This window comes from Enterobacter sp. BNK-18 (assembly GCF_047456135.1).
Lineage (GTDB): Bacteria > Pseudomonadota > Gammaproteobacteria > Enterobacterales > Enterobacteriaceae > Enterobacter > Enterobacter ludwigii.
Map to the genome: position 1 here is coordinate 3,284,720 of NZ_CP179899.1, position 18,778 is coordinate 3,303,497.

The following is an 18,778-nucleotide window of genomic DNA, read 5'->3' on the forward strand; positions in this document are numbered from 1 at the left end:
ATCCCTATTTTATTTATTTAATTCCGACGTAAAGCTCGGGACCTCAACGCCATAGCGGCTGGCCGGGAAAAACTTAACGCTGCTGTCACCACTGACTTTCTTACTCATATCAGCCGTTAGCGTTTCGCCAGGAAGAATGTAGGTTTTGGACAGAGAGGCACTCACCCCTGAAGGCAGCAGCATCACGTTCTGCCCAAGACGGACCACATATTTGCTGGGATTGTTCACGGTGACGGATGTGCCGTTTGAGGACCACTTCAGGAACTTCCAGGCATCAGTGACCACTCCCAGGGATGCCGGACGAATAAGCACGGGAATATCCTGGCGAATGTTAATGCCAATCTTTATTTTTTTATCATCGTTTTTAGGCGGAATACCGTCGAATGTGACGCGTTTATAATGCTCTACATCCAATGGCTGTTTGTTCTGAAGAATAAAGCGCAGCTGCTGCGTCTGACCTGGCTCAAGACGTACCACCGGCTGCGTTGCAATAAGCTTAAGACCGGTATCGTCCGGCAGGTCAACGACATTTGTATATAAAAGTGAAGGATGCGAATCGGTATTCTTGACGTTAATCGTTCCACTGTGCGTCGCTTCATCAATGATTAACAGACTGGTTTCAGGCACCATGCCTTCTGCATGTACAGCAACACTGGAAGATAATAACGCGGCAGTAATCAGCGTGTTAAATAAAGTGGATTTTAAACAATGCATAATAATATCTCCTTGAAAGCAACAACAGAACAGTCCATGTTTATCGCGCCGTTAAAAAGAGAGTAAATGCAGCGCATTTACTCTCCGGTTAATTAAATTACGTTTACTCGATTAAAAGTCTTACAGATAACGCAGGCTGATAGTCACCTGACCATCAAGCTGGGTGTCATCAGTGATCGCCAGCGTGGTGGTATCCTGGATTGCCAGAGAGGTCACCAGTGGGAAGGTTGCGGTCTGGAACGCCAGTGGAGCCAGGGTGCCAACAGTTGCAACGGTGAAATCACGATAGTTATCGCCCTGAGTTGTACCGTTGGTGCTCTTCGACCAGTTACCCGTAGCATTCTGCTGGTAAATTGGGTCAACTTTAGCGCCGTCAGCCATTACGCTGTCAGTTTTAACGAACAGCGAGTAAGTTCCGATGTTCACTGGTGTTGCACCTGTTGTTTTACCTACACCGTAAGTCTGGCTTTCAGACGAATTAGAACCACCACCAAACGCGCCATTCTCAACGGTGAGTTTCGCGTTAGAATCAGCGCGATCGTCAATCATATTCCAGGACACTTTTGTTGCTGCGGTGCAGGTAATAGTCAGATCGATGTCTTTCTGGCCCAGCTGGTTAACTGCCGTTGAGCTTAAACCACCCAAACTAATTGTGCCGTAGTCAACCGTTCCGCCGTTGCTTAACTGAGGCGTACAGGCTGAATTAGTCAGCGTACCTTTGACTTTCAGAACGGCAGTCGGGTTAGCCGCAAAAGCGGATGTCACACAGAGAGAGAGCGCAGTAGCGAGTAAAACCTTTTTCACTTGTTATTCCTTAACATATGAGTAATTGCAATATTAAATACAGCAGGGATAAATAAATTTATCCCATACTGTTTATCGTCATGCTTGAGAGCATGCGTAGATAATATAATCTTTATAAATACAAGCAATTTAGAAAAATTAATTTATGGATTTAGAATAACGCTATCAATAAGTGATATTTATTTATAAGAGTGTATATAGCTTTAAAATGACATATTATATTCAGCGGAGATATAGCTTGAAATTATCCGAACGGTGGGGACAGGAAAAAAAGAAGGGATGTATATAATTTACTTTATTAAACGTTTTGACATAAAAAGACATAAAAAATCCAGCTAGTCTGAATAACTAACTGGATAGTCGATAAAAATGCTTTTACTACTTCACAACGCGCAGTGCCGGACGGCCTCCGCGCGGCGGCGGATCGTCATCAGGATCGTCATTGTGATCGGGCTTGTCACCCTCAATGACCGACATCAGCGTTTCGCTTTCGTTTTCCGAAGCGCCGTTTTCGTCATTCAGGCCGACAACATCCTCGTCATAAGCCGCTTCCGGCTCAAACATGGTGCCTGCACCGTTTTCACGCGCATAAATCGCCAGCACCGCAGCCAGCGGTACAGAAACCTGACGCGGCACACCGCCGAAACGCGCGTTAAAGCGCACTTCGTCGTTGGCCAGTTCAAGGTTACCCACCGCGCGCGGCGCGATGTTCAGTACGATCTGCCCGTCACGTGCATATTCCATAGGAACCTGCACGCCCGGCAACGTCACATCCACAACCAGGTGCGGCGTGAGCTGGTTATCCAGCAGCCATTCATAGAAGGCGCGCAGCAGATACGGACGGCGTGGGGTAAGTTGTGACATTTCCACAGTCATTAGCCTCGGCCGAGACGCATTTCACGTTCCGGTTCAGTTAAAGATGCCAGGAAAGAATCGCGTTCAAATACGCGAGTCATGTAGCCCTTCAGCTCTTTCGCGCCCGGACCGCTGAACTCTACGCCCAGGGTTGGCAGACGCCACAGCAACGGCGCCAGGTAGCAATCTACCAGGCTGAACTCATCGCTCAGGAAGAATGGTTTCTGACCAAACACAGGGGCAATCGCCAGCAGCTCTTCACGCAGTTGCTTACGTGCAGCGTCTGCTTCAGAAGAGGAACCGTTGACGATAACGTTCATCAGCGTGTACCAGTCTTTTTCGATACGCTGCATGTACAGGCGGCTTTCACCACGTGCAACAGGGTAAACAGGCATCAGTGGTGGATGCGGGAAACGCTCATCCAGATATTCCATAATGATACGGGATTCCCACAGGGTCAGCTCGCGATCCACCAGCGTCGGTACGCTTTGGCTCGGGTTGAGATCGATCAGATCCTGAGGCGGGTTATCCTTTTCCACATGCTCGATCTCAAAACTGACACCCTTCTCGGCCAGCACGATACGAACCTGATGGCTATAAATGTCAGTAGGACCAGAAAACAGCGTCATTACCGAACGTTTGTTGGCAGCGACAGCCATGAAAACCTCCAGGTATATTCAGAATTTTTACTGCTACCAGCCCAAACAGGGCCAGCCAGATGTTGTATCGCCCATCCCAGAGAAAACACATTGTTCAAGAATCGAACAAAAAACGAGTATTCACCGATATTTGGGCAGAAAATTGGATGATAGTTTACCAGATTTTGATGGCTTTGTGGTGAGGGGATTCTGGAAATGTGGAAAAAGAGAAGATATATGCAGTGATGCTGTGGATAACCTGCACATTATCCATAAAAAAAAACCCGCCGAAGCGGGTTTTTCGCCAATCGTTTCTGCGTAAGCAGAAAAGGATTAACGTTTGGAGAACTGTGGACGACGACGTGCTTTACGCAGACCCACTTTCTTACGTTCAACCTGACGAGCGTCACGAGTAACGAAGCCAGCTTTACGCAGTTCAGAACGCAGGGATTCGTCGTACTCCATCAGAGCGCGGGTGATACCGTGACGGATCGCACCTGCCTGACCGGAGATACCACCACCTTTAACGGTGATGTACAGATCCAGTTTTTCTACCATATCAACCAGTTCCAGCGGCTGGCGAACTACCATGCGGGCAGTTTCACGACCGAAGTACTGTTCCAGAGAACGTTGGTTGATTACGATTTTACCACTGCCCGGTTTGATGAACACGCGAGCTGCGGAACTTTTGCGGCGACCAGTGCCGTAGTATTGATTTTCAGCCATTGCCTATAATCCCGATTAGATGTCAAGAACTTGCGGTTGCTGTGCCGCGTGGTTGTGCTCGTTACCTGCGTAAACTTTCAGTTTACGGAACATAGCACGACCCAGCGGGCCTTTTGGCAGCATGCCTTTAACCGCGATTTCAATCACACGCTCAGGACGGCGAGCAATCATCTCTTCAAAGGTCGCTTCTTTGATACCACCGATGTGGCCAGTGTGATGGTAGTACATTTTGTCTGTACGCTTGTTGCCGGTTACAGCAACTTTATCTGCGTTCAGAACGATGATGTAATCACCCGTATCAACGTGCGGAGTGTATTCCGCTTTATGCTTACCGCGCAGGCGACGAGCCAGTTCAGTAGCCAGACGGCCCAGAGTTTTACCGGTCGCGTCAACAACATACCAGTCGCGCTGTACGGTTTCTGGTTTAGCTGTAAAAGTTTTCATTAAAAGCTTACCCAAATAATAAGTTACACGTTGGTGAACACCCAAACGTTTAGTCAGTTGAGGTTCACACGACAAAGTCCGGCAAACCTACCCCTTCGAATAGCTAATGCCGACACATAGAAAGTTTCGGGAAAAAAACCTTCTCGTAACGTGGGGTCGCAAGATTATAGAGAAGTTGAGGTCAAAGATCGACCCTTAAATGTGATTCGAGGCGGGTTTTTCGGGGGTAAGGTTTTTGCAGTCTGCCGCCCTCACCCCCAGCCCCTCTCCCACAGGGAGAAGGTCGCATTTATGGCATATGCTGAAGCTTAAGATACTCCTCGCTTTGCATCTCCTGCAGGCGCGACAGACAGCGCTGGAACTCAAACTTCAGCCGCTCGCCTTTATACACCTCATATAAAGGTACCTCGGCGCTGACCACAAGCTTCACGTGACGCTCATAGAACTCATCGACCAGCGCAATGAAGCGGCGCGCTTCGCTTTCCATTAGCGGCGTCATGACCGGCACGTTGAGCAGCATCACGGTATGGAACAGGCGCGAGAGCGCGATGTAGTCATGCTGACTGCGGGCATCCACACAGAGCGTTGCAAAGGAGACGGCCAGGGTTTGATTTTCGACACCCAGGGTTTGCAGCGGGCGATGGTTAATCTCGAGCTCAGGGGCATGAGCCCGTTTTGCCCCCGCCAGCGCCAGCCACAGTTTATCCATCTGCTGCGTGGTCTCATCGTTTAAGGGAGAGAGCCACAGATGCGCCTGAGTTAAGGTACGCAGGCGGTAATCCACCCCGGCATCAACATTCATGATGTCGCAGTGCTGTTTGATGGCATCAATAGCAGGCAGGAAACGCGCGCGCTGCAGGCCATTGCGGTAAAGCTCATCCGGCGGGATATTCGAGGTCGCCACCAGCGTTATCCCGCGTGCGAACAGCGCTTTCATCAGGCCACCCAGCAGCATGGCGTCGGTAATATCGGAGACAAAAAACTCGTCAAAACAGAGTACGTCCGTTTCCGCCTTGAACCTGTCGGCCACAATCTCCAGCGGATCGCTTTTGCCCTGCAGTGCCGTCAGCTCTTCGTGAACCCGCAGCATAAAGCGGTGGAAATGCAGACGCTGCTTACGGGTCCCCGGCAGGCTCAGATAAAAGAGGTCCATCAGCCAGGTTTTCCCACGCCCGACGCCGCCCCACATATACAAACCGCGCACCGGCGCATGAGTCTGTGGCTCTTTTTTTCCGAGCAACCGCCCCAGAGCCGCCTTCAACCCACCGCTCTGTTCACCCTCTGCAGGTTTTGCCGTGAGCTCCTGATAAATCGTATCCAGACGATTCACCGCTTCACGCTGAACGTCATCCGGCTGATGTGTACCCTCATTTAGGGCAAGTTGGTATCGCGATGCAGGGGACAGGTTTTGCATAAACGTATTGTTATTCCTTCAAATAATACTCACCAGCAGACGTGACTGATGAAAAAAAGGCCGTTCTACACTACGCGATGATACGTCAGGATTCCACTTCTGCGGAAATAGCGGTTATAGTGGCAATATCAGGCACAGGCAGGAGCCGAGCCAACACCCTACGGAACAACAAGACAACGGGAGAAGTTCATGACCTGGGAATATGCGCTAATCGGTTTAGTCGTCGGCATCGTCATTGGTGCTGTGGCCATGCGTTTCGGTAATCGCAAATTGCGTCAGCAGCAGTCACTGCAGTACGAACTGGAAAAGAACAAAGCCGAGCTGGAAGAGTATCGTGAAGAGCTGGTCAGCCACTTTGCCCGTAGCGCCGAGCTGCTGGACAACATGGCGACCGACTATCGTCAGCTCTATCAACATATGGCAAAAAGCTCCAGCAGCCTGCTGCCAGAAATGACCGCGGAATCCAATCCATTCCGTAACCGTCTGGCCGACTCTGAAGCCGGTAACGATCAGGCCCCTGTTCAGATGCCACGCGACTATTCAGATGGCGCGTCTGGCCTGCTGCGCGGCGGTGCAAAACGCGATTAATCGCACAACCTGAATTTATTTTACGGGCGCTGCTATTGCGCCCGTCCTTTCTTCATGACCCCAGCTATTATTGAGTAAGCACTTCATTGTTCAGCGGTTTAAAATTCAATAACATCAACGTGTTTTAGGGCCGTTTTTCCTTTATTCCAGGTTACGAGAGTCAGCATCGATGAAGAAAAAAAACCAGCTGTTGAGCGCTATAGCGTTAAGTGTCGGGTTATCTCTCTCGGCGTCCTTCCCTGCATCTGCCGCCCTGCCTTCCCAGGTACCCGGCCAGGCGGCAATTCCAAGCCTTGCGCCAATGCTGGAAAAAGTTCTGCCTGCGGTAGTGAGCGTGCAGGTAGAAGGCACGGCATTACAAAATCAACGCGTACCTGAAGAACTGAAAAAATATTTTGGCGATGAGTCGCCCGACCAGCAGGCGCAGCCTTTTGAAGGTCTGGGTTCTGGCGTCATTATTGATGCGGCCAAAGGTTATATTCTGACCAACAATCATGTTATCAGTCAGGCCGATAAAATCAGCGTACAGCTGAACGATGGGCGTGAGTTTGAGGCCAAACTGATTGGCGGCGATGACCAGAGTGACATCGCGCTGCTGCAGGTGCAAAACCCGAGCAATCTGACTCAGATTGCCATTGCGGACTCCGATAAACTGCGTGTTGGTGATTTTGCTGTCGCCGTGGGAAATCCGTTTGGTTTAGGGCAAACCGCCACCTCCGGGATAATCTCGGCGCTGGGTCGCAGCGGTCTGAATCTGGAAGGCCTGGAAAACTTTATCCAGACCGATGCCTCAATCAACCGCGGGAACTCCGGCGGGGCCTTACTCAACCTCAACGGCGAGCTGATAGGGATTAACACCGCTATCCTGGCGCCGGGCGGCGGCAGTATCGGCATCGGTTTTGCTATCCCCAGCAATATGGCCAAAACGCTGGCGCAGCAGCTCATTCAGTTCGGTGAGGTCAAACGCGGGCTGTTGGGCATCAAAGGGATGGAGATGAGCGCTGACATCGCGAAAGCGTTCAACATCAATGTGCAGCGCGGTGCGTTTGTCAGTGAAGTGCTGCCAAACTCCGGCTCGGCAAAAGCTGGCGTGAAGTCGGGCGATGTGATTGTCAGCCTGAACGATAAACCGCTGAGCAGCTTTGCGGAACTGCGCTCGCGTATTGCCACCACCGAACCGGGTGCCAAAGTGAAGTTAGGCCTGATTCGTGATGGTAAGCCGCTGGATGTCGAAGTGACGCTTGATAAGAGCACCTCATCCTCTGCCAGCGCGGAGCTTATCGCCCCGGCGCTGCAAGGGGCAACGCTGAGCGATGGGCAGCTGAAAGACGGGACGAAAGGAATTAGCGTCGATACCGTCGAGAAGAGCACCCCTGCCGCGCAGGCCGGATTGCATCAGGATGATGTGATCATCGGCGTGAACCGCAATCGCGTGCAATCCATCGCAGAACTGCGCAAGGTGCTGGAAAGCAAACCGGCGGTCATTGCCCTGCAGGTTATGCGCGGCAACGAGTCTATCTATATTCTGTTGCGCTAAGCATTTGCGATTCCGGACATCACCGCTGCGTGTGATGTCCGGATAACTCATGTTATGCTGCAAATCGTTCCTTTATTAACGACACGCGCATCATGCTTTTAAAGCTCTTTCGTTCAATTGTCATCGGTTTGATTGTTGCCGGCCTGCTGCTGGTCGTCATGCCGTCTTTACGCCAGTTCAATAAGCTGTCGGCGCCTCAGTTCGACAGTGCGGATGAAACGCCTGCGACCTACAACCAGGCCGTTCGCCGTGCCGCGCCTGCCGTGGTTAACGTTTATAACCGTGGCCTCAATAGCTCAGCCCATAACCAGCTGGAGATCCGCACTCTCGGCTCAGGGGTAATTATGGACGAGCGCGGCTACATCATTACCAACAAACACGTGATTAACGATGCCGACCAGATCATCGTTGCCCTGCAGGATGGCCGCGTGTTTGAGGCCCTGCTGGTGGGCTCGGATAGCCTGACTGACCTGGCTGTTTTGAAGATCAACGCCACGGGCGGTTTACCGGTTATTCCTATCAACCGTAAACGAACCCCTCATATTGGCGACGTCGTGCTGGCTATCGGTAACCCTTATAACCTGGGCCAGACGATCACGCAGGGGATTATCAGTGCCACCGGTCGCATTGGCCTCAACCCGTCGGGACGGCAGAACTTCCTGCAAACCGATGCGTCCATCAACCACGGTAACTCCGGCGGTGCGCTGGTCAACTCGCTGGGCGAACTGATGGGTATCAATACCCTCTCGTTCGATAAGAGCAATGACGGTGAGACGCCGGAAGGGATTGGGTTCGCCATTCCCTTCCAGCTGGCGACCAAGATCATGGATAAGCTTATCCGCGATGGCCGTGTGATCCGCGGTTATATTGGTATTGGCGGTCGTGAAATTGCGCCTATGCATTCGCAGGGCGGCGGTATCGATCAGATTCAGGGCATCGTGGTCAACGAAGTGTCGCCTAGCGGCCCGGCGGCTAACGCGGGAATTCAGGTTAATGATGTCATCGTGTCGGTCAACGGCACACCAGCGGTATCGGCGCTGGAGACCATGGATCAGGTTGCGGAGATACGTCCTGGCTCTATCATCCCGGTTGAAGTCATGCGTAACGATAAGAAGCTGACGCTGCAGGTGACGATTCAGGAATACCCGGCCACCAACTGACAGGCATAAAAAAACGGAGCGCATTGCTCCGTTTTTTTTGCCGGGCGGCATGACGGCTTACCCGGCCTGTGGGGACATCCGTTTTACTTGTTAACGAACTCTTCGCCCAGAGTGATATCTTTCTTCAGCGTATCCAGCATGCCTTCCATCGCGTTCTGTTCAAACGCGCTCAGCTTGCCAATCGGCTGATGTTCTTCGATACCGTTTTTACCCAGCAGCAGCGGCTGAGAGAAGAAACGAGCGTGTTCGCCGTCGCCTTCAACATACGCGCATTCAACAACGCCTTTCTCGCCCTGCAGTGCACGAACCAGTGACAGACCAAAACGTGCCGCCGCCTGACCCATAGACAGGGTTGCAGAACCGCCACCCGCCTTCGCTTCCACCACTTCGGTGCCCGCGTTCTGGATGCGTTTGGTCAGGTCAGCCACTTCCTGCTCGGTGAAGCTAACACCAGGGATCTGCGACAGCAGAGGCAGAATGGTGACACCAGAGTGACCGCCGATAACCGGCACTTCAACTTCTGCAGGCTGTTTACCTTTCAGTTCAGCCACGAAGGTGTTGGAACGGATGATGTCCAGCGTGGTTACGCCGAACAGTTTGTTCTTATCGTAAACACCGGCTTTTTTCAGCACTTCTGCCGCGATAGCAACCGTGGTGTTCACCGGGTTAGTGATGATACCAATGCACGCTTTCGGGCAGGTTTCAGCAATCTGCTGCACCAGGTTTTTCACAATACCCGCGTTGACGTTGAACAGGTCTGAACGATCCATGCCTGGCTTACGCGCCACGCCAGCGGAGATCAGCACCACGTCCGCGCCCTGCAGGGCAGGACGAGCATCTTCACCGGAGAAGCCTTTGATTTTCACAGCTGTCGGGATGTGGCTCAGGTCAACCGCCACACCTGGGGTTACCGGAGCAATATCGTACAGGGAGAGTTCTGAGCCTGAAGGCAGTTGGGTTTTCAGTAGTAGGGCAAGCGCCTGGCCGATACCACCAGCAGCGCCGAGGACTGCGACTTTCATCCTAAACTCCTTATTATGGTTAACTTAAGTATCTGTAACTCCGTTGCGGCGACCATAATTCAGCAGGTAATTAATTACAATTTTCGTCACTAAATAATTTGAGGTCGCGCGACTTTATCTCTCACCAGAAGGCTATCTGACGACAGACGACAACGAATTAAGAGGGGGTTACAATACACCCTGCCACGCCACCAAAACAACATCATTTTGATAACATTTAATTTACTTTTAAGCTTATTTGCTTGCCGTGACCCAGGCATGTTTTCTGATAACGAAATCTGATAAAATCACTCCCTTTCATAACATTATTTCAGCCTAACCGCTGGCAGATAATTTGCATAAAAATTCATCCACATGCATAATAATGTTGTTTCTTTCGTCATATTCCGGGTGACTTATGCGAAGCTCGTCTAAGCAAGAAGATTTAGTGAAGGCGTTTAAAGCGCTACTCAAAGAAGAGATATTCAGTTCTCAGGGAGAAATTGTTCAGGCTTTACAGGAACAAGGCTTCGATAACATCAACCAGTCGAAAGTCTCCCGCATGTTAACCAAATTTGGTGCGGTACGTACGCGTAACGCCAAAATGGAGATGGTCTACTGCCTGCCTGCAGAACTTGGCGTGCCAACCACCTCCAGTCCGTTAAAGAATCTGGTTCTCGATATCGATTACAACGATGCCGTTGTCGTGATCCATACCAGCCCGGGTGCTGCACAGTTGATTGCACGTATGCTGGACTCGCTGGGTAAGCCCAAAGGCATCCTTGGGACGATTGCGGGTGACGATACCATCTTCACTACCCCCGCCAATGGCTTCTCAGTGAAAGATCTCTACGAAGCGATTCTGGACCTGTTCGAGCAGGAACTCTGATTACCCTCCCCGTGGCGTCCTGCTGCGGGGATCATTCTGCTTCTGCCGCGTTTACCCCTATTTTATCCCGCCCTTTACTTTAACAAATAGTGCTTTTTACCGCCCATTAACATTCATTTGGTGAATGATAAATCAAAAAATCGCACAAAAAATCAAAAGCTGATATCCATATGATTTTCTTAGATATACAGCCACACTATGAACAATAAACGTACAATTTTATGCCATTAGGTTATAAAAAACAGGTTAGTTAATACGTAATAACAACAGAAACAATTAGTCTGGTATTAATTTTTACCGTTATTAGTGTATACTTGATTTTGTGATGAGGGTCACGAAACAAAGACCCCACTAAAAATTCGACGAGGTAAAGAATCATGAAAATCAAAACTACTGTAGCGGCGCTCAGCGTCCTGTCTGTCCTGTCATTCGGTGCTTTCGCCGCTGACGCTATCAATGCCGAGCAGGCACAATCCCGCCAGGCAATCGGTACGGTTTCCGTGGGCGCAATCGGCACGTCTCCAATGGACATGCATGAGATGCTGAACAAAAAAGCGGAAGAACAAGGTGCGTCATCTTATCGCATCATTGAAGCGCGTTCAGGTGACCACTGGCACGCAACCGCTGAGCTGTACAAATAAGTTTTAGTAATAACTGAAGACCAAAATCTCTACTCAACGGCACCAGGCATAAAAATAGCAGTTCAACCCTTCTCGCCGTTGAGCAAAAACCCTATTCAGGAGCAAAAACTATGAAAACCAAATTCATCATCGCAACCCTCGGTCTGGCATCCGTTCTCTCTTTCGGCGCAAGTGCCGCCGTACAGCAAGTGAACGCTGACCAGGCGCAGAATCTGCAGTCTATGGGGAGTGTGTCTGTGACATCCGTTACCGGCTCTCCAATGGATATCCGTCAGGCACTGGCCGCTAAAGCTGAAAAAGCAGGCGCCAGCAGCTATCGCGTCACCGAGCTGAACCAGGGTGACCACTGGCATGCAACGGCTCAACTGTATAAATAAACCCTCGTCGTATCTCATCATACGACTTGCCCCTGGCCTTCTGGTCAGGGGCTTTTTTATGGCTTGATCAATGGCGCGCGTTGAAACGTAGCTGCCCTTCCAGCTCTTCTTCCGCTTCATCAAACAGCAAAATGAGTGCGCCAAACCGTCTGCGCAACTTTTCAGGCAGATGGATAAACTCAATTTCCAGCGGTAACGGCAGCAGGCTGCCGGTCACCACGTCCCACAGCGTATCCAGATTGGTGACGCTTTCCCGTTCAAGATCAAACACCCGGATAAATTCACGATAGAAGTCATCCTGACTGTCGATCTCGTCAAAATCAAAGGTATAGGTTTTCATTGCCAGTCACCCAGTCCAGGCGAGCGGCCTGCGCCGCCCTGATTATTATAATCCCCCAATATGCAGGGTTTTGACTTCCAGATACTCTTCCAGTCCCAGCACGGACCCTTCACGCCCAAGGCCAGACTCTTTTACCCCACCAAACGGCCCCAGCTCTGTGGAGACGGCACATTCGTTAATTCCTATCATCCCGCTTTCGATGGCCTGCGACACGCGGAAGACACGTGCCAGATTTTGGGTATAGAAGTAAGCCGCCAGGCCATATGGCGTGTTGTTGGCACGCTGGATAACCTCATCTTCCGAGGTGAAACGGAAGCAGGCCGCAACCGGGCCAAACGTCTCTTCTTCAGCCAGTTTCATGCCTTCATGGCAATCGCCCAGGACAGTTGGCATCCAGAAATTGCCGCCAAGCGAATGGGGTTTACCGCCCGCCAGAACGGTCGCGCCCCGGGCCACGGCATCTTCAACGTGTTCACGCACCTTATCGACGGCGGAGGATTCGATCAGCGGCCCCACGATGACGCCCTCTTCCAGACCATTCCCGACCTTCAGGGCCTTCACCGCATCGGCAAGCTTATTCACAAATTTGTCGTAGACGGTTTCCTGAATATAGAAACGGTTAACGCTGACGCAGACCTGGCCGGCATTGCGGAATTTATTGGCGATAGCCCCTTTAACGGCAGCCTCGATATCCGCATCTTCAAAGACGATATACGGCGCATTGCCTCCCAGCTCCATCGACACTTTCTTCATGGTTTCTGCGGCGTTACGCACCAGCGTTTTGCCGACGGAAGTCGAGCCGGTAAAGGAGATTTTCCGCACCTCATGGCTCGCCATAATCGCGTCACTGATTTCATGCGTATTCCCGGCTACGGCGTTGAGTACCCCATCCGGTACGCCGGCCTGTTTTGCCAGCGTAAGCAGCGCGAAGGCGCTGAGAGGTGTGTTATTTGCCGGTTTGATTACCCCGGTACACCCTGCCGCCAGCGCCGGACCTAATTTACGGGTGAGCATGGCCATCGGGAAATTCCACGGCGTAATCGCCGCAACCACGCCGATGGGCTCGCGGGTCGCCAGGATGCGGGAGCCCGGTTTGATCGGTGGAATAATTTCGCCGTTCGCGCGCTTGGCCTCTTCGGCGAACCACTGGATAAAACTCGCGGCGTATTCCACCTCGCCTTCCGCTTCTTTCAGGGGCTTGCCCTGTTCGGTGGTCATTAAACGCCCGAGCCAGCTTTTGTTCTCAATGATCAGTTCGTACCAGCGGTAGAGAATTGCCGAACGCTCTTTCGCGGTTTTGGCGCGCCATGCCGGGAAGGCTTTGGCCGCCGCGGCAATGGCGTCTTCGGTTTCTGCTTTGCCGGCTTTGGCTACTCTGGCGATGACCTCACCGGTAGCCGGGTTCAGCACATCAAACGTCGTGTCCAGCGTTTTCCATATGCCGTTGACCAGATAACCGGTCTGAAAAAGGTGATTGTCCTGAAGCGCCTGGGTTGTCATGTGTCCTCCCTTCCTGAATGTAAGAGCATGCTGGAATAAGTATAGCCACAAAAAAACCGACGCTTTTGGCGTCGGCTTTTTTACTTCAGTCAGTTATCCGTAAGGGCGTTCTGGTAGCGATGCAGCATAAACACCAGCCGTCCTACCGGCTCTGTCACCTGAGGTGGCGCTTCCCAGACTTTCAGCTTCTCCTGGTAGATATCCAGCTCTTCAAGCAGTTGCTTAAAGTAACGACGTCGTTTGTCATCGCTGGAGGCGGAAAGCACGTGGTCGGCCGTACGACGCAGCTGGCGGTGGAAAGCCGACAGATCGTCATTGATGGGCACGGGGGCATTACGCAAACGCTGGTGCGCGATAATCATGGTCAAGGCCAGACGGAACTTGGCGATGTCACCCGGGAACTTGTTCAGCAGTAAAAACAGCTGCTGATAGAGCGCCGGCAGGTGGTTCTCTTTGCGACGCGCGGTATTGGTGGTCATGGACGACACGGCAGCCGAAACAAACTGATTCAACAGCACGCGGCCCGTCCGTGCCTGAGAGTTATCCCGCACCAGCAGAATGACCATCATCGCCAGGAAACAACCCACCAGTTGACCTAAGGCGCTGTCTAAGAACTGGCTGAAATGGAAGGTCATCGGGTTATCCAGCACAATGATGTTAATCGTACTGGCCAGGGCACCCAATGAACCCAGCCGGCGCTTTTGCACTTCGATTCCGATAAAGAACGCCATCACCGCGAGGCTAATACAGAGCAGTAACATGCTCTGCTGGGTTGAGGGAATGATCACCAGAAAATAGAACGCGCCAATCGGCAGTGCAGCAATTGTGCCGAACAGGAAATCAATGGCCACCATGCGCGGATTCGGAAGACGCATCGCCAACGCGGTAACGACGGCGATCATCACCATCGCGCCGCTGCCGGAGGTCCAGCCGGTCCACAGCCAGAACAGCGTGCCGAGCATACAGGCAAGCGTTGTACGCCAGAAGTTAACCATTGCGTGATGGCGTTCGGCGGATTCTGCCTTGATCACCACTTCACCCTGCAGCACCTCTTCCTCCACCGCGCTGATTTTGGTGTTACTGATCACACCGCGTTTCAGCAACAGGTAGCGCGTCGCGGCCCCGACCCAGGTATAGATCGTCACTGGCGTATCACGATCCCCGGTCCAGGCAATGACCCGGCGCATGCGTTTAAGCTGTTTGTGTACGTCCTGCACGGTTTCCACCGGCTCCGCAAACAGCTCGCGGAAGGTATCGGTTACCGCGTCCGGGCGGGTGTTTTGGATCAGATAGGTTTCACACGCCTGGGTAATCAGCGTTAAGGAGACGGTGTTGATGGCTTTAAGGCGGCGGTTGGCACGGGCCCAGCGCGAAGACTCCATGTTCAGATTGCTGCGCATCCCTTCCAGCGCCGTGGTGCGGCGCACCAGAGCGCTCCAGGCTTTATCCACCTCTTCGCTGTCACCATGCTTAATACAGAGCTGCATCAACTGATACTGGGCAACAATCAGCGCATCCAGTTCACGATCCACTTCCTGCTTAATGGAGCGAGGAGAGAAAAGCAGGTCAGCGACAATGGCACTGACAATACCGATGACAATCTCACTGCAGCGCTCTACGGCAAACTGTGGGGCAAGCAGCGGTTCGCTTTGAATGGTGATGATAATAATCAGCGCGGTATAACCGGCCAGCCCCCAGGCGTAGGAGTTCTCCACTTTCACCAGCGACGAGAGCCAGGTGCAGAAGCCCGCCCAGATACAGCACACCATCAGCATCAGCAGCGGCGTGCGGATCATCAATATGATGATGGTCAGTGCGGCGAAACAGCCAATAAATGTCCCGATGATGCGCAGCATCCCACGGTAACGGATCGCCCCGGAGTAAGGTTCCCCGCCCGCAGCAAAGGCAGGCCCTGCCGCGACAATCGCCGCCGTCAGTACGGCCCAGCGGGGGGTTTCCAGCTGAAAGTGGAAGCCGACAAACAGCGCCAGCACAATGGCACACGCCAGCTTAACGGCGAAGCGAATGTGCTGGCTGGCGATGGAAAAGATACCCATAACGATTAACCAAACTCGCGCAGGCGATGGGCAATTTTACGGAAGATGGAGTCCTGGCTGGCGTCACGGTCTTTTTCACCGGTGATCACCACCGTCGCTGTGGTCCCGGCAGGCCACAGATTGCCCTGCTGTTCATCCAGGTGGATACGCACCGGCACACGCTGGGCCAGACGTACCCATTCCAGGTTGGAATCCACCGTCGCCATCCCTTTAGTATCGTTAGAGCTGCTGGAGTTAGTGACCCCCGCGGCTACGCTGTCGACGGTACCTTTCAGCACTCGGTTACTGCCAAGCGGCGTAATTTCAGCCCGGAACCCCGGACGCACGCCTTCCAGTTTGGTCTCTTCCATATAGGCGAGCACGTAGAAGGAGTTCTGTTTAACCAGCGCCACGGCGGTTGAGCCGCGGGTGATAAACTCCCCGGCATAAACATTCAGGTTGGTGATCCAACCATCGGCTGGTGCGCGGATCACGGTGCGCTCAAGATCGAGCCGGGCAAGATCGCGCGTCGCTTGCGCTTTGGCCAGCTGATGCAGCACGGTTTGCAGGACGTTATTGGACTGGTCAATCTCTTCGCGGGACATCGCCTGAACACCCAGTTGGTTACGGCGACCTGCCTCACGACGTTTCTCGGAAGCCAGCGCCTGATAATAGGCCACATCCGCTTCGGCTTCTTCTAACGCTTTCTGATAACGCGGCTGGTCGATGGTGAACAGTACCTGATCTTTTTTCACCAGCTGGTTATCGTGGACATTGACCGCAGTGATGAGACCCGCCACGTCGGGGGCGATTGCCACGACATCGGCGCTAAAGCGTGCATCACGCGTCCACGGTGATTCGGTGTAGTAGACCCAGGCGCGGAAAATAGCGATGAACGCGAGGATAACGAGCGCCATGGTGATGGCAGTGCGGGAGATTTTTCTTGTTAGCGTTTTCACATCAACCTCAGACAAACATGCGCGATATCAGGTAAAACAGGCAGCAATACAGCGCGGTATTGAACAATGCAGGATGCCAGACAAAATCGTAGATCCCGGTGGGGACCAGCACCTTGCGCACCAGCCAGAAAATCGCCAGTGATAAAAGAAGCTCGAAAAATATCGGTGGGAACGACAAACCGAACACCACGATAACGGGAAACAGACTCATGTTGACCTTGATTAGAGAGAGTGCAGGCTTCAGACTTTTTTAGCGCACGCCACCGCAGGAGAGCAAGAAACGCCGGGCGAGAATGGCGCAGCCGTTATGTAATTAATAATATATTAACGTAACTGTTATGCTGTTATCTATAATATGTGATCTAAATCACTTTTAAGTCAGAGTTAACAATGGAACGTCTAAAACGGATGTCGGTCTTTGCCAAAGTGGTTGAACTTGGCTCTTTTACCGCCGCTGCACGTCAGCTTCAGATGAGCGTCTCTTCCATCAGCCAGACCGTGTCCAAACTGGAAGATGAGCTGCAGGTCAAGCTACTCAACCGCAGCACCCGCAGCATTGGGCTGACGGAAGCGGGTAAGATTTACTATCAGGGTTGTCGCCGCATGCTGCTTGAAGTGCAGGATGTGCACGAACAACTTTACGCCTTCAACAACACGCCTATCGGTACGCTGCGCATCGGTTGTTCTTCAACTATGGCACAAAATGTTCTCGCCGCCATGACCGCTGACATGCTGAAAGAGTACCCGGGATTAACCGTCAATCTGGTCACGGGCATTCCCGCCCCGGACCTGATTGCCGACGGGCTGGACGTGGTGATCCGCGTGGGGGCATTGCAGGACTCCAGCCTCTTCTCCCGGCGGCTGGGCAGTATGCCAATGGTGGTCTGCGCCTCGAAAAGCTATCTGGCTCAGTACGGGGTACCGGAGAAACCCGCTGATCTCACCAACCACTCCTGGCTGGAGTACAGCGTTCGCCCCGACAATGAATTTGAGCTGATTGCCCCGGAAGGGATTTCCACCAGACTGCTGCCGGAAGGACGGTTCGTCACCAACGATCCGATGACCATCTCGCGCTGGCTGGTGGCCGGCGCCGGGATCGCGTATGTGCCGTTAATGTGGGTAATCAACGAGATCAACAGCGGTGTACTGGAGATCCTCTTCCCGCGCTATCAGTCCGATCCGCGTCCGGTGTACGCGTTGTATACCGAGAAAGACAAACTGCCGCTCAAGGTTCAGGTGTGCATAAACTATCTGACCGAGTATTTTGTGGACGTGGCGGAGTTGTTTCAGGGAATGCGCGAAAGACGAAAGGAATAACCTTTAATTTCCGAAATGTATATTTGTGATGAATATTCCAGGATGATACAGACCGTCATTCAGGAATATTCCTTCACCCCTGCCAGGAATAGCGAATTGACACTGCCGCCATCTGCGCCTTACCTTATAAACAGTCTGACAGTCAGGCTGTTATTAATTTGTTACCGATATGAATAATAAAATGTATTTCTCAGGATGACGTTAAACAAGGAAAAGAAATGAATCTATTTGAACAAACACCGCCTTCACGCAGGCGCTATGGACTCGCCGCGTTCATTGGTTTGATTGCAGGGATTGTCTCCGCCTTCGTAAAATGGGGAGCAGAGGTGCCGCTTCCGCCGCGAAGCCCTACCGATTTATTCACCAGCGCATGCGGACCGGAGCAATTAATAAGAGCCGCAGGTCAGATTGATTGTTCCCGCAATTTTTTAAATCCTCCTTATGTATTTTTACGCGACTGGCTGGACATTGCTGACCCTAACGCCGCGGTTTATACCTTTGCCGGCCATATATTTAACGCGGTCGGCGTAACACATATTATTTTCTCTATCGTCTTTGCTGTAGGGTATTGTGTAGTTGCTGAAGTCTTCCCGAAAATTAAACTCTGGCAAGGTTTACTGGCGGGTGCGTTAGCGCAGCTTTTTGTTCACATGATCTCCTTCCCGCTGATGGGGCTGACACCCCCGCTGTTCGAACTGCCCTGGTACGAACACGTCTCAGAGATCGTGGGGCATTTGATCTGGTTCTGGTCGATTGAAATCATTCGTCGTGACCTACGCAACCGCATCACGCACGAGCCAGACCCGGAGATCCCGCTGGGTAACGCACGTTAAAAAAA

Annotated in this window: 22 protein-coding genes; 9 read left to right on the forward strand and 13 right to left on the reverse strand. The window is 52.2% G+C overall.

All coding sequences use genetic code 11. The annotated features are described in order from the left end of the window. Positions 1-9: 9 nt before the first annotated feature. The 4 genes from ACMGG3_RS15775 to sspA all read right to left on the reverse strand — a co-directional run bounded on the left by ACMGG3_RS15775 (position 10) and on the right by sspA (position 3,032). Positions 10-714: a fimbria/pilus chaperone family protein gene (locus ACMGG3_RS15775; RefSeq protein ID WP_032680186.1), complete on the reverse strand. Its 705-nt coding sequence runs from the start codon at positions 712-714 to the stop codon at positions 10-12. 120 nt (positions 715-834) lie between these two features. Continuing rightward, positions 835-1,518 carry a DUF1120 domain-containing protein gene (locus tag ACMGG3_RS15780; protein WP_410375173.1) on the reverse strand — a complete coding sequence of 228 codons (684 nt, stop codon included), beginning with the start codon at positions 1,516-1,518 and terminating at the stop codon, positions 835-837. Positions 1,519-1,896: 378 nt separating this feature from the next. Beyond that, the gene (gene sspB, locus ACMGG3_RS15785) at positions 1,897-2,388 is read right to left on the reverse strand and encodes a ClpXP protease specificity-enhancing factor (protein WP_025202910.1); all 492 of its coding nucleotides are present in this window, start codon (positions 2,386-2,388) and stop codon (positions 1,897-1,899) included. A 5-nt stretch (positions 2,389-2,393) separates the two neighbouring features. Then, positions 2,394-3,032, reverse strand: a complete 639-nt coding sequence (gene sspA / locus ACMGG3_RS15790) for a stringent starvation protein SspA (protein ID WP_014071978.1) — start codon at positions 3,030-3,032, stop codon at positions 2,394-2,396. Between sspA and ACMGG3_RS15795 the strand changes: the two genes are divergently transcribed. Continuing rightward, positions 3,031-3,333 carry a hypothetical protein gene (locus ACMGG3_RS15795; RefSeq protein ID WP_136342246.1) on the forward strand — a complete coding sequence of 101 codons (303 nt, stop codon included), beginning with the start codon at positions 3,031-3,033 and terminating at the stop codon, positions 3,331-3,333. The two genes, sspA and ACMGG3_RS15795, sit on opposite strands and share 2 nt — an antisense overlap. A gap of 11 nt (positions 3,334-3,344) precedes the next feature. Here the strand turns inward: ACMGG3_RS15795 and rpsI are convergent, their stop codons facing one another. The 3 genes from rpsI to zapE all read right to left on the reverse strand — a co-directional run bounded on the left by rpsI (position 3,345) and on the right by zapE (position 5,595). After that, positions 3,345-3,737: a 30S ribosomal protein S9 gene (gene rpsI / locus ACMGG3_RS15800; protein WP_003860436.1), complete on the reverse strand. Its 393-nt coding sequence runs from the start codon at positions 3,735-3,737 to the stop codon at positions 3,345-3,347. A gap of 15 nt (positions 3,738-3,752) precedes the next feature. After that, on the reverse strand, positions 3,753-4,181 hold the full coding sequence (rplM, locus tag ACMGG3_RS15805) for a 50S ribosomal protein L13 (protein ID WP_003860434.1): 429 nt from the start codon (positions 4,179-4,181) through the stop codon (positions 3,753-3,755). A 289-nt stretch (positions 4,182-4,470) separates the two neighbouring features. After that, positions 4,471-5,595, reverse strand: coding sequence for a cell division protein ZapE (gene zapE, locus ACMGG3_RS15810; RefSeq protein ID WP_040018734.1), 1,125 nt, complete (start codon positions 5,593-5,595; stop codon positions 4,471-4,473). A 189-nt stretch (positions 5,596-5,784) separates the two neighbouring features. Here zapE and zapG point away from each other — a divergent pair, with 189 nt between their 5' ends. From zapG to degS, 3 genes are all read left to right on the forward strand, one after another. Then, positions 5,785-6,183 carry a Z-ring associated protein ZapG gene (gene zapG, locus ACMGG3_RS15815; protein WP_014171843.1) on the forward strand — a complete coding sequence of 133 codons (399 nt, stop codon included), beginning with the start codon at positions 5,785-5,787 and terminating at the stop codon, positions 6,181-6,183. Between the two features lie 169 nt (positions 6,184-6,352). Next, on the forward strand, positions 6,353-7,720 hold the full coding sequence (gene degQ, locus ACMGG3_RS15820) for a serine endoprotease DegQ (protein WP_414149308.1): 1,368 nt from the start codon (positions 6,353-6,355) through the stop codon (positions 7,718-7,720). 92 nt (positions 7,721-7,812) lie between these two features. Next, on the forward strand, positions 7,813-8,880 hold the full coding sequence (gene degS / locus ACMGG3_RS15825) for an outer membrane-stress sensor serine endopeptidase DegS (protein WP_414149309.1): 1,068 nt from the start codon (positions 7,813-7,815) through the stop codon (positions 8,878-8,880). 83 nt (positions 8,881-8,963) lie between these two features. On the opposite strand, the gene mdh is transcribed toward degS, so the two are convergent. Next, on the reverse strand, positions 8,964-9,902 hold the full coding sequence (gene mdh, locus ACMGG3_RS15830) for a malate dehydrogenase (RefSeq protein WP_410394283.1): 939 nt from the start codon (positions 9,900-9,902) through the stop codon (positions 8,964-8,966). A gap of 397 nt (positions 9,903-10,299) precedes the next feature. Between mdh and argR the strand changes: the two genes are divergently transcribed. The 3 genes from argR to yhcN (ACMGG3_RS15845) all read left to right on the forward strand — a co-directional run bounded on the left by argR (position 10,300) and on the right by yhcN (ACMGG3_RS15845) (position 11,788). Continuing rightward, positions 10,300-10,770, forward strand: coding sequence for a transcriptional regulator ArgR (gene argR / locus ACMGG3_RS15835; protein WP_014171847.1), 471 nt, complete (start codon positions 10,300-10,302; stop codon positions 10,768-10,770). A gap of 377 nt (positions 10,771-11,147) precedes the next feature. After that, a complete protein-coding gene (gene yhcN, locus ACMGG3_RS15840; protein ID WP_014171848.1) occupies positions 11,148-11,411 on the forward strand; it encodes a peroxide/acid stress response protein YhcN in 264 nt (87 codons plus the stop codon). Between the two features lie 110 nt (positions 11,412-11,521). Continuing rightward, a complete protein-coding gene (gene yhcN, locus ACMGG3_RS15845; RefSeq protein ID WP_014171849.1) occupies positions 11,522-11,788 on the forward strand; it encodes a peroxide/acid stress response protein YhcN in 267 nt (88 codons plus the stop codon). Positions 11,789-11,855: 67 nt separating this feature from the next. Here yhcN (ACMGG3_RS15845) and ACMGG3_RS15850 read toward each other — a convergent pair whose 3' ends face one another. The 5 genes from ACMGG3_RS15850 to aaeX all read right to left on the reverse strand — a co-directional run bounded on the left by ACMGG3_RS15850 (position 11,856) and on the right by aaeX (position 16,834). Continuing rightward, complete coding sequence (locus ACMGG3_RS15850) at positions 11,856-12,128, reverse strand: barstar family protein (RefSeq protein WP_014171850.1); 273 nt, start codon at positions 12,126-12,128, stop codon at positions 11,856-11,858. 45 nt (positions 12,129-12,173) lie between these two features. Next, entirely contained in the window at positions 12,174-13,628 is a 1,455-nt protein-coding gene (locus ACMGG3_RS15855; RefSeq protein ID WP_086532057.1) for an NAD-dependent succinate-semialdehyde dehydrogenase, read from the reverse strand. Between the two features lie 89 nt (positions 13,629-13,717). Continuing rightward, entirely contained in the window at positions 13,718-15,685 is a 1,968-nt protein-coding gene (gene aaeB / locus ACMGG3_RS15860) for a p-hydroxybenzoic acid efflux pump subunit AaeB (RefSeq protein WP_014171852.1), read from the reverse strand. Positions 15,686-15,690: 5 nt separating this feature from the next. Beyond that, positions 15,691-16,623 (reverse strand): p-hydroxybenzoic acid efflux pump subunit AaeA, encoded by a 933-nt coding sequence (aaeA, locus tag ACMGG3_RS15865; RefSeq protein WP_020883509.1) that lies wholly within the window; start codon positions 16,621-16,623, stop codon positions 15,691-15,693. A gap of 7 nt (positions 16,624-16,630) precedes the next feature. Beyond that, on the reverse strand, positions 16,631-16,834 hold the full coding sequence (gene aaeX / locus ACMGG3_RS15870) for a p-hydroxybenzoic acid efflux pump operon protein AaeX (protein WP_003860416.1): 204 nt from the start codon (positions 16,832-16,834) through the stop codon (positions 16,631-16,633). A 179-nt stretch (positions 16,835-17,013) separates the two neighbouring features. On the opposite strand from aaeX, the gene aaeR reads away from it, so the two are divergent. Together aaeR and ACMGG3_RS15880 are read left to right on the forward strand one after the other, a co-directional pair. Continuing rightward, positions 17,014-17,940 carry an HTH-type transcriptional activator AaeR gene (aaeR, locus tag ACMGG3_RS15875; RefSeq protein WP_014171854.1) on the forward strand — a complete coding sequence of 309 codons (927 nt, stop codon included), beginning with the start codon at positions 17,014-17,016 and terminating at the stop codon, positions 17,938-17,940. A gap of 218 nt (positions 17,941-18,158) precedes the next feature. Further along, positions 18,159-18,773 (forward strand): YagU family protein, encoded by a 615-nt coding sequence (locus ACMGG3_RS15880; RefSeq protein WP_414149310.1) that lies wholly within the window; start codon positions 18,159-18,161, stop codon positions 18,771-18,773. Positions 18,774-18,778 lie beyond the last annotated feature (5 nt).